Annotated in this window: 5 protein-coding genes and 1 rRNA gene; 1 reads left to right on the forward strand and 5 read right to left on the reverse strand. The window is 76.5% G+C overall.

Annotated elements, in window-relative coordinates:
* Positions 1-66: 66 nt before the first annotated feature.
* Positions 67-1575, reverse strand: a complete 1509-nt coding sequence (locus tag ACRYR7_RS21705) for a sensor histidine kinase (RefSeq protein ID WP_432574200.1) — start codon at positions 1573-1575, stop codon at positions 67-69.
* 62 nt (positions 1576-1637) lie between these two features.
* On the reverse strand, positions 1638-6563 hold the full coding sequence (locus ACRYR7_RS21710) for an NAD-glutamate dehydrogenase (protein WP_432574196.1): 4926 nt from the start codon (positions 6561-6563) through the stop codon (positions 1638-1640).
* A 104-nt stretch (positions 6564-6667) separates the two neighbouring features.
* Here ACRYR7_RS21710 and ACRYR7_RS21715 point away from each other — a divergent pair, with 104 nt between their 5' ends.
* Positions 6668-7165, forward strand: coding sequence for a DUF2505 domain-containing protein (locus tag ACRYR7_RS21715; RefSeq protein WP_432574197.1), 498 nt, complete (start codon positions 6668-6670; stop codon positions 7163-7165).
* A gap of 17 nt (positions 7166-7182) precedes the next feature.
* On the opposite strand, the gene ACRYR7_RS21720 is transcribed toward ACRYR7_RS21715, so the two are convergent.
* The 3 genes from ACRYR7_RS21720 to rrf form a co-directional block, all read right to left on the reverse strand.
* Positions 7183-7710: a DUF6912 family protein gene (locus tag ACRYR7_RS21720; RefSeq protein ID WP_432574198.1), complete on the reverse strand. Its 528-nt coding sequence runs from the start codon at positions 7708-7710 to the stop codon at positions 7183-7185.
* Positions 7711-8565: a hypothetical protein gene (locus ACRYR7_RS21725; RefSeq protein ID WP_432574199.1), complete on the reverse strand. Its 855-nt coding sequence runs from the start codon at positions 8563-8565 to the stop codon at positions 7711-7713.
* 1222 nt (positions 8566-9787) lie between these two features.
* Positions 9788-9894: ribosomal RNA gene (gene rrf / locus ACRYR7_RS21730) — 5S ribosomal RNA — on the reverse strand; the annotation flags it as partial.

Here is a 9894-nt window from a genome sequence, read left to right on the forward strand (position 1 = left end):
ACCCTCGAGCTGCGATCACGGCCCCCACCCCGCCGGGTGGGGGCCCTCCTCGCGCTCGGGCCCAGCTCAGTGGGTGCGCACGCTGCCCAGCGGCGTGGTGCCCCGGCGCACCCGCAGGTCCAGGCGCACCTGGGTGCCGCCGGACTCGCTGGCGCCGAACTCCATGCGCCCGCGCAGCTCCCCGGCCACCAGCGAGCGCACGATCTGGGTGCCCAGGCCGGAGCTGCCGGCCTGGAAGTCGTCCGGCAGCCCGACCCCGTCGTCGCTGACGACGACCTCCAGCCGGTCCTCGCCGTGGTGCTCGACCTTCACCACGACCGTGCCGGCGCGCCCGGAGCCGAAGCCGTGCTCCACGGCGTTGGTGACCAGCTCGGTGAGCACCAGCGCCAGCGCGGTGGCGTCCTCCTGGCGCAGCTCCCCAAAGCGTCCCTCGCGCACGGTGCGCACCCGCTCGGCGTTGGACATCGCCACCTCGGCGGCCATCATCAGGCAGCGGTCGAGCACCTGGTCGAAGTCGACGTTCTCGTCGATGCCCTGCGAGAGCGTCTCGTGCACGGTGGCGATGGTCTCCACCCGGCGCATCGCCTCCTGCAGCGCCGAGCGGCCCTCCTCCGAGCCGATGCGCCGCGACTGCAGCCGCAGCAGCGCCGCCACCGTCTGCAGGTTGTTCTTCACCCGGTGGTGCACCTCGCGGATCGTGGCGTCCTTCGTCATCAGCTCGCGCTCGCGCCGGCGCAGCTCGGACACGTCGCGCACCAGCAGCAGCGCCGCCACCCGCGCCGGCCCGGCGCCGTCCTCCCGGCGCGTCAGCGGGATGGCGCGCATGGCCAGCGTGGCCGCCTCGGTCTCCAGGTCGGTGCGCCACGGCGCCCGGCCCGTCACCACCAGCGGCAGCGACTCGTCCACCGGCAGGTGGCTGGCCGCCAGCGAGGAGGCGACCTCGGCGAGGTTGGCCCCCACCAGCTCCCCGATGAGCCCGGCGCGGTGGAACGCCGACAGCGCGTTGGGGCTGGCGTAGGTGACCACGCCCTCGGCGTCCAGGCGCAGCATCCCGTCGCCCACGCGTGGGGCGCCCCGGCGCGGGCCGGTGGGGGCCGAGACCTGCGGGAAGTCGCCGGCGGCGATCATCCGCGTGAGGTCGTCCGCGCACTTGACGTAGTTCAGCTCCAGGCGGCTGGGCGTGCGCGAGGTCGCCAGGTTGGTGTGCCGGGCCAGCACGCCCAGCACGACGCCCTCGCGCACCACCGGGATGGTCTCCTCGCGCACCGGCACGTCGTCGTCCCACTCCGGGTCCCGACCGCGCAGGCTGCGCGCCTCGTCGAAGGTGGTGTCCACCTGCGGGCGGCGGCCGCGCTCGAGCACCGCGCCCACGACGTCGTCGTAGTGCACGGTCGGGCCGGTGGTGGGCCGGCAGTGCGCGACCGCCACGAAGTGCTGCCGATCCGCGGAGGGCACCCACAGCACCAGGTCGGCGAAGGACAGGTCGGAGATGAGCTGCCAGTCGCCCACGAGCAGGCGCAGCCACTCCGCCTCGGCGGGGCCCAGGCCGGTCTCGGACTGCAGCAGGTCAGCCATGGTGGGCACCCTCGAAGCCTACGGCTCGCCGCCGCGCGCCGATCACCCCGCCCGCTCCGCGCTCAGCCCGCCCGCAGCACCGAGCGCATGACCCGCAGCGCCACCGACAGCGCCGCGATGTCCGCGCGCCCGGAGGCCGCGATCTCCTGCAGCGTGGCCCGCGCGCGCCGCACCGCCGGCCCGTGCGCCCGCTCCCACGCCTCGGCCGCCGCGGCGGCCCCGGTGCCGTCGGCGTGCTCGAGCACCGAGGCGGTCAGGTCGCGCAGCACCCCGTACAGGTCGTCGCGCAGCGCGGCGCGGGCCAGGGACTGCCAGCGGTCCTCCCGCGACAGGGCGCTGATGCTGCTCAGCAGCGTCTCCACCTCGTAGCGGCCGGACAGCTCGAACCACACGTCGGCGACGGCCGGCGCCTCGTGCCCGGACGCCCGCGCCACCTCCACCACGTCGAGCAGGGCGAACGTGGCCAGCAGCGAGGCCACCCGCAGCGCCTCGTCCTCCGGCACGCCGGCGCGCGCGAACGCGTCGGCCTCGGCGCGCACCGCCTCGGCGTCCGCGTCGCGCACCAGCCGCGGCACGAGCGGGGCCAGCTGCGCCACCGGGCCCGCGAAGCGCTCCACCTCCGCGCTCACGTCCACGCCCTCGGGGCGCGAGTGCAGCAGCCAGCGCACGCTGCGGTCCAGCAGCCGGTGCACCTGCTGGCGCATGCGCGCCTGCACCTGCGCGGGTACGCGCCCGTCCAGGGCCTCCACGGCCGCCACCCGCTCGCCCAGGCCGAACACGCGCACCGCCACGGCGAAGGCGCGCACCACGTCGGCGGGGGCGGAACCGGTCTCCTCCGCGGCGCGGAAGGCGAACGTCAGCCCGCCGGTGCCCACGACGTGGTTGACCAGCACCGTCGTGGCGATCTCCCGGCGCAGCGGGTGCCCGGGCAGGTGGGCGCCGAAGCGCTGCACGAGCTCGACGGGGAAGTACCCGCGCAGCGCGGCCTCCACCCACGGCTCGTCGGGCAGGCCCGAGGCCAGCACGGACGCGCCCAGCGAGATCTTCGCGTGGGCGATGAGCACCGACAGCTCCGGCATCGTCAGCCCGCCGCCCTCGCGGGCGCGGCGCTCCAGCTCGGCGCTCGAGGGCAGCGCCTCCAGCCGGCGGTCCAGCTCCCCCGAGCGCTGCAGCGCCTCCAGCATCCGCCGGTGCGCCGGCAGCAGCCCGGCGGCGAAGGTGCCCTCCACGCTCAGCGCCACGTTCTGCTCGTAGTTGTCGCGCAGCACCAGCCGGCCGACCTCGTCGGTCATCCGCAGCAGCGTCTCGTCGCGGTCCGCGGCGTCCAGCTCCCCGCGGGCGACGAGCTGGTCCAGCAGGATCTTGATGTTCACCTCGTGGTCGCTGCAGTCCACGCCGGCGGAGTTGTCGATCGCGTCGGTGTTCAGCTTCACGCCCGCCCCGCCGCGCCCGGCGGTCGCCGCCTCGATGCGCCCGCGCTGGGTCAGGCCGAGGTTGCCGCCCTCCCCCACGACGCGCACCCGCAGCTGGGCGCCGTCCACCCGCACCGCGTCGTTGGCCTTGTCGCCCACGTCCGCGTGCGACTCGGTGGAGGCCTTGACGTAGGTGCCGATGCCGCCGTTCCAGAACAGGTCCACCGGGGCGGTGAGGACCGCGCGCACCACCTCGATCGGCGACAGGCTGCGCACGCCCTCGTCCAGGCCGAGGACCCGGGCGACCTGCTCGCTGATCGGCACGGACTTCGCGGTGCGGCTGTGCACGCCGCCGCCGGCGCTGATGAGCGCGGGGTCGTAGTCCGCCCAGCTCGAGCGCGGCAGCGCGAACAGCCGCTGCCGCTCCGCGAAGGAGGCCTCCGGGTCCGGGTCGGGGTCCAGGAACACGTGCCGGTGGTCGAACGCGGCCACCAGCCGGATGCCGCGGCTCAGCAGCATCCCGTTGCCGAACACGTCACCGCTCATGTCGCCCACGCCCACCACCGTGGTGGGCTGCTCCTGCACGTCGTGGCCCAGCTCGCGGAAGTGCCGGCGCACGCTCTCCCACGCCCCGCGCGCGGTGATGCCCATCGCCTTGTGGTCGTAGCCGACCGAACCGCCCGAGGCGAACGCGTCGCCCAGCCAGAAGCCCCGCGACAGGGCGATCTCGTTGGCGGTGTCGGAGAACGTCGCGGTGCCCTTGTCCGCGGCCACCACCAGGTACGGGTCGTCGCCGTCGTAGCGGACCACGTCGACCGGGGGGACCACGCGCCGCTGCCCGCCCTCGGTGCGCAGGTCGTCGGTCACGTCCAGCAGGCCGGAGATGAACGTGCGGTAGCAGGCGGTGCCCTCGGCCCACCACGCGTCGCGGTCCACCGCCGGGTCCGGCAGGCGCTTGGCGACGAAACCGCCCTTGGCGCCGGTGGGCACGATGACGGCGTTCTTCACCACCTGCGCCTTCACCAGGCCCAGCACCTCGGTGCGGAAGTCCTCGCGCCGGTCCGACCAGCGCAGGCCCCCGCGCGCGACCTCCCCGAAGCGCAGGTGCACGCCCTCCACCCGCGGGGAGTACACCCACACCTCCCGGTGCGGCACCGGCGCCGGCACCCCGGCCACCTGCGAGGGGTCCAGCTTGAACGACAGGTACGGGCGCAGCTCGCCGCCGGCGCCGCGCTGGTAGGCGTTGGTGCGCAGCACCGCGCGCACCACCGAGAACAGCGCGCGCAGGATCCGGTCCGCGTCCAGGCCCTCCACCGCGTCCAGCGCGTCGCGCGCCTCCTCCAGCAGGGCGTCGACGAGCTCGGCGCGGTGGTCCTCGTGACCGGCGCGCGCCGGGGCGAACCTCGCCTCGAACAACCGCACCAGGGAGCGGGTGAGCCCCACGTTCGCCAGCAGGCACCCGGCGACGTACTCCACCGAGTACGCCAGCCCCACCTGCCGCAGGTAGCGCGTCAGCGCGCGCAGCACCGCCACCTGCCGCCAGCCCAGCTGCGCGGCCAGCACCAGGCGGGCCAGCGCGTCGCTGTCGGCCGCACCGCTCCAGGCCGCGGCGAACGCCTCGCAGAAGCGCGCCCGCGCCGCCGCCGGGTCGGCGTCCAGGTGCTGCACGTCCACCGGCAGCCGCAGGCCCACGTCGTCCACCCACACCCGCCGGCCGTCCTCGCGCGCCAGCACGTGCGGGCGCTCGTCGGTGACCTCCACGCCCAGGTCCGCCAGGAACGGCAGCACCGCGCTGAGGGTCACCGGCGCCCCGCGGTACGAGGTCAGCCGCCACGTGCGCGGCTCGCCCTCGGCGTCGCGCAGGTCCAGCACCGGCTCCGGCACCGCGTCCTCGTCACCGACCCCGGCCAGCAGCTGCTCGGCGCGCTGCAGGTCGCACACGGCCCGCTCGGCGTCCACGGCCGCGCGGTAGCTGCCGGGCACCCCGCCGGCCCAGCGCCGCACCAGCGCCGCGCCGGCGTCCTCGCCCAGGCTCCGGCGCGCGGCGTCCAGCAGGTCGTCGTCCCAGCTGCGGGTGGCGCGGGCCACCCGCGCCTCCAGCTCCGCGACGTCGACGTCCGCGGGCAGCTCCTCGCCGGGGCGGGCGCGCACCACCACGTGCAGGCGCGCCAGCACCGACTCCGAGACCTGCAGGGTGTGCTCCGAGGAGCCGCCGTGGAAGCCCTCGCGCAGCAGCTCCTCCACGCGCGCCCCGACCCGCGTGGTGTACCGGTCGCGCGGCAGGAACACCAGGCACGACATGAACCGCCGGTACGGGTCGCGGCGCACGAACAGGCGGGTGCGGCGCCGCTCCTGCAGGCGCAGCACCGCCAGCGCCGTGACGAGCACGTGCTCGGCGTCGGCCTGCAGCAGCTCGTCGCGCGGGAAGGACTCCAGGATGCTCATCAGGTCCTTGGCGGAGTGGCCGCTGGAGCCGAACCCGGCGCGCGCCAGCACGTCGGCGACCTTCTCCGCCACGACCGGCACCCGCTTGACGGAGTCGGTGTAGGCGCTGGAGGTGAACAGGCCCAGGAACCTGCGCTCGCCCGTCACGCGGCCGGAGGCGTCGAACCTCTTGACCCCCACGTAGTCCAGGAACGCCGGCCGGTGCACGGTGGCGCGGGCGTTGGCCTTGGTGACGACGAGGACCTGCGGCTCGGTCGCCTTCTCCCGCACCGGCCCGGACAACCGGCGCTCGCGACCGGCGGTGCGGCCGGGGCGCTCCGCCAGCACGCCCAGGCCGGTCTCCGGCCGCGCCGCCAGGACCACGTCCTCGCCGTCGGCGCGCAGGTCGTACTCGCGGTAGCCCAGGAACGTGAAGCGGTCGTCGGCCATCCAGCGCAGGAACCGCTCGGCCACCCGCAGCTCCTCCACCGGCACGCTCGGCGGCGGGTCCAGCTGCAGCTCGTCGGCGATCTGGTTCGCCTTGGCGCGCATGGCGTGCCAGCCGCGCACGGCGGCGCGCACGTCGCCGAGGACGGCCTCCAGCTCCTGCTGCAGCCGCTCGCGCTCGGCGGCGTCGCCGGCGCGGTCGACCTCGATGCGGATCCAGCTCTCGGCCGGCTCCGACGGCGGCGCGGTGGCCACGTCGTGCACGTCCAGCAGCGCGCCGTCGGCGTCGCGCCGCGCGGCCAGGCGCGGGTGCACCAGCAGGTGGATGCCGCGCCCGGTGCGCGTCAGCGCCGAGGTGAGGCTGTCGACGAGGAAGGGGACGTCGTCGGTGACGACCTCGACCACGGAGCTGCCCGGCCCGGCACCGGCGTCCTCGCCGGGCACCACCCGCACCAGGGTGGTGCCCGGCAGGCGGCGCCGGCCCAGCGCCAGGTGCGAGGCGACGGCGGCCGCGAGGTCGGCGGGGGCCCGCTCGCGCAGGTCCTCCACCGCGGTGTGCGCGTAGTAGTCCAGCAGCGCGCGCTCGGCGGCGGTGGCCGAGCGCAGCGCCTCCGGCGCCCCGTCCCAGGCGGGACCGCGCGCGGCGGCGGCCGACCGCACGAGCGGTCGCAGCTCGGACGTGGTGGACGGGGTCGAGAGGGGCATCGTCGCTCCGGTGGCCGGGGGTTGTGCCCCACCGACCCTAGCCCTCCGCGCGCCCGCGCACCGGACCGGGCGATCCCCGCGCAGCGGCCCCGTACAGTCGCGACGTGGCCACCCCCTTCTCCGAGCGCTCGCCGCTGCCCGCCCCGCCCGCGGCGGTCTTCGCGCTGCTGACCGACCCCGCCTTCCTCGCCGAGCGGGCCGCGCGCTCCGGCGCCGTCGAGCACGCCGAGGCGGTGGGCACCGAGGACGGCAGCACGGTCGTGCGCAGCTCGCGCACCGTGAGCACCTCCGGCCTGCCGCGCGTCGCCGCCGGCTACCTGGGTGCCACCGCGGTCGTGGAGCAGGTGGAGCGCTGGGGGCCCCCGGCCCCGGACGGCTCCCGCGAGGGCTCGCTGGAGCTGACCGTGCGCGGCGCGCCGGTGCGGATGCGCGCCCGCGCGCACCTGCGCCCCGCCGGCGGCGGCTGCGAGCACGAGCTGACCGGGACCCTGGAGGTGCAGGTGCCCCTGTTCGGCGGCAGCGTGGAGCAGGCCGCCCTGCCGGGCCTGCTGGACCTCGTGCGCTCCGAGGTCCAGCTGGCCCGCGAGCGGCTCGCCGGCTGAGCGGCGCGCCGAGGACCTCAGGCCCCGGCGGCCAGCAGCAGCGGCAGCTCCGTGGCGTCGTACCAGAGCAGCTCGTGGCCCTCGACGGACTCCACGGTGAAGCGGGCGTCGTCGTCCCCGGCGTCGGCGGCCGGCAGGGCCGCCAGCGCCGCCCGCACGTCGGCCTCGGCCTCGGCGTCGTCGACGTGCACGCTGACGAGCGCGTCCAGGGTCAGGTCCTGCTCCAGGACCACCAGGGAGCGCTCGGGCGCGGACCACGCGGCGTCCGGGCGCGGCGCGGCCGTGCCCGGGACGTCCAGGGCCAGGACCACCCGCCGGGGCGCGGCCCCGTCGGGCGCGGTGGCCAGCAGCCGCAGCGACTGCTCCGCGGCGTCGCTCATCGCCACGTACTCCAGCTCCTCCTCCAGCTCGCGCGGGTCCGCGTCGGCGTAGAACTCGCGCAGCAGCGGGGTCACCGCGTGCACGGCCGCCGGTGCCGGGGCGAGCACTCCCGAGGGGGCCGCAGCCGCCAGCGCCGGCAGGGTGGTGGGCCAGTAGACGCGCACTCAGTCCTCCTCGGCGCGCCCGTCGGCGGGGACGGACGGCTCCTCGTCCGCGGGCTCGTCGGCCGCGGGCTCGTCGTCCGCGTCGGCGTCCTGCGCGTCGTCGCCGTCCTGCGCGTCGTCGCCGTCCTGCGCGTCGTCGGTGCCGGCGTCCACCGCGGAGCCGTCCAGGGCGGCCAGCCGCTCCTCCTCGCGGGCGATGAGGGCGTCGATCTCGTCCTCGTCGAGGTACTCCTCGTCGAAGACGACGCCGTCCATCTCCGACAGGCGCTCGGCCGCGTCGGTCTCGCCCTCGGTGTCGGCCTCGGCGGCCTTCTCCAGCCACTCGCGCGCGTCGGCCTCCCGGCCCACGGTGAGCAGCGCGTCGGCGTAGGCGTACCACAGGCGCGCGCGCCACGGGGCCCTGGTGCTGGTGCGCAGCTGGGGCACCTGCAGGGCGACGACGGCCGCGTCGTGCTGGCCGAGGTCGTGCCGGGCGCCGGCGGAGACGATGAGCATCTCCACCTTGGCCGCGGTGTCGAGGTTCGCCGCCTCGGGCGAGTTCGCGAGGTCGAGAGCGCGCTCGGGGCGCCCCAGGCCGCGTTCGCAGTCGGCCATCAGCGGCAGGTAGCTGTCGTCCCCCGTCATGCGGCGCGCGGTGCGGAACTCCGCCAGGGCCTCCCGGAAGTGCCCCGCCTTGTACGCGGCGATGGCCGCGGCCTCGCGCACGGCGGCGATGCGCCCGCCCCGGCGCTGCGCGGCGAGGGCGTGCTGCCACGCCCGCTCCGGGTCGACGTCGACGAGCTGCCCGCTGGCCACCAGGTGGCGGGCGACGACGTCGACATTCTCCGCGGGCAGGCCCGACAGCGAGCGGCGCACGTCCGGAGCGAGCTCGCGGCCGGTGATGTCGTCGGGCAGGCGCGGACCTGCCGGGCGCGGGGGACGCGCCGAACGCGACAGCTCGTCGCGGCGGTCGTCACGGTGCCCACCGGGACGTGCGCCACCGCGGACGGGCCCGCGCTCGTCGCGACGGGGACCCCGGACGTCGCCACGGGGGGCACGGTCGTCGCGACGCGGGGCGCGGTCGTCGCGCTGGAAGCCGCGGGCCTCGCCGCGCGGGCCACGGTCCTCACGACGGGGACCACGGTCCTCACCGCGCGGGCCACGCTCGTCACGGCGGAACGCGCGGTCCTGGGACGAGCGCTCGTCGCGCCGCGGGCCGCGGTCGTCGCGCTGGAAGCCGCGGCCCTCACCACGAGGACCACGGTCGTCACGGCGGGGGGCGCGGTCGTCGCGCTGGAAGCTGCGGCCCTCACCACGAGGACCACGGTCGTCGCGACGGGGGGCGCGGTCGTCGCGCTGGAAGCTGCGGCCCTCACCACGGGGCGCGCGGTCCTCGCCACGAGGAGCGCGGTCGTCGCGACGCGCCGGTGCGCCGGGGCGGCTCTGCGGCCGCTCACCGCGCGACCACGGGCGGTCGCCACCGGACGAGCGCGCCGCGCCAGACCGGTCGTCACGGCCGCGCTGCGGTGCATCACCGGTGGTGCGGTCGCGCGCGTCGCGCCGCTCGCCACCGGCTCCACGACGCTGGTCGGAACCGCTGCGGCCGGCCGCGTCGCGCACCGCTCGGCCGGGACGCTCACCCGCCCCGGAAGAGGGACGGCGGGGGAAGTCGGAACGCGACGAGTCGGAACGCTCACGCCAGCCGCGATCGCCCTCTCCGGAGCGCCCCTGAGCGGGCCGCGCCGGACGCGAGGCGTCGCCGCCGCGCTCGGGGGAACGACGAGGACCACCGGAGAAGGGCCGGTCGGAGGACGAGGGTCGACGACCACGCCCGTCGGGGGCTCCTCCCTGCCGGGGACGCCCACCCCCGGGAGCGGAACGCCGCTCGTCGCGGCCCCGGGACCCAGGTTCAGCCATGCCGATCTCCCACCTGCCCGCTGTCGCGGACTTCCTCGTCGCTGTTCAGATGTCCGCACCGCACCGGGTACGTCAGGGTCTCACGCGCTCCCGGGCCATGCCTGGAAACGACGATGGGGAGCGCGCCCACGGGCGCGCTCCCCATCACCTGGCCATCAAGACCGTCTCACCAGAAGTGAGTGGCCGGCGGTGTCCTACTCTCCCACCCAGTCTCCCGAGCAGTACCATCGGCGCTGGTGGGCTTAGCTTCCGGGTTCGGAATGTGACCGGGCGTTTCCCCACCGCTAT

Origin of the sequence: Kineococcus gurbantunggutensis (genome assembly GCF_050871925.1) — a bacterium.
Taxonomy (GTDB): Bacteria; Actinomycetota; Actinomycetes; order Actinomycetales; family Kineococcaceae; genus Kineococcus.

Coding starts and splice junctions, on each gene's coding strand:
- ACRYR7_RS21705 (WP_432574200.1), bottom strand. CDS start 1,575: ATGGCTGACCTGCTGCAGTCCGAGACCGGCCTGGGCCCCGCCGAGGCG.
- ACRYR7_RS21710 (WP_432574196.1), bottom strand. CDS start 6,563: ATGCCCCTCTCGACCCCGTCCACCACGTCCGAGCTGCGACCGCTCGTG.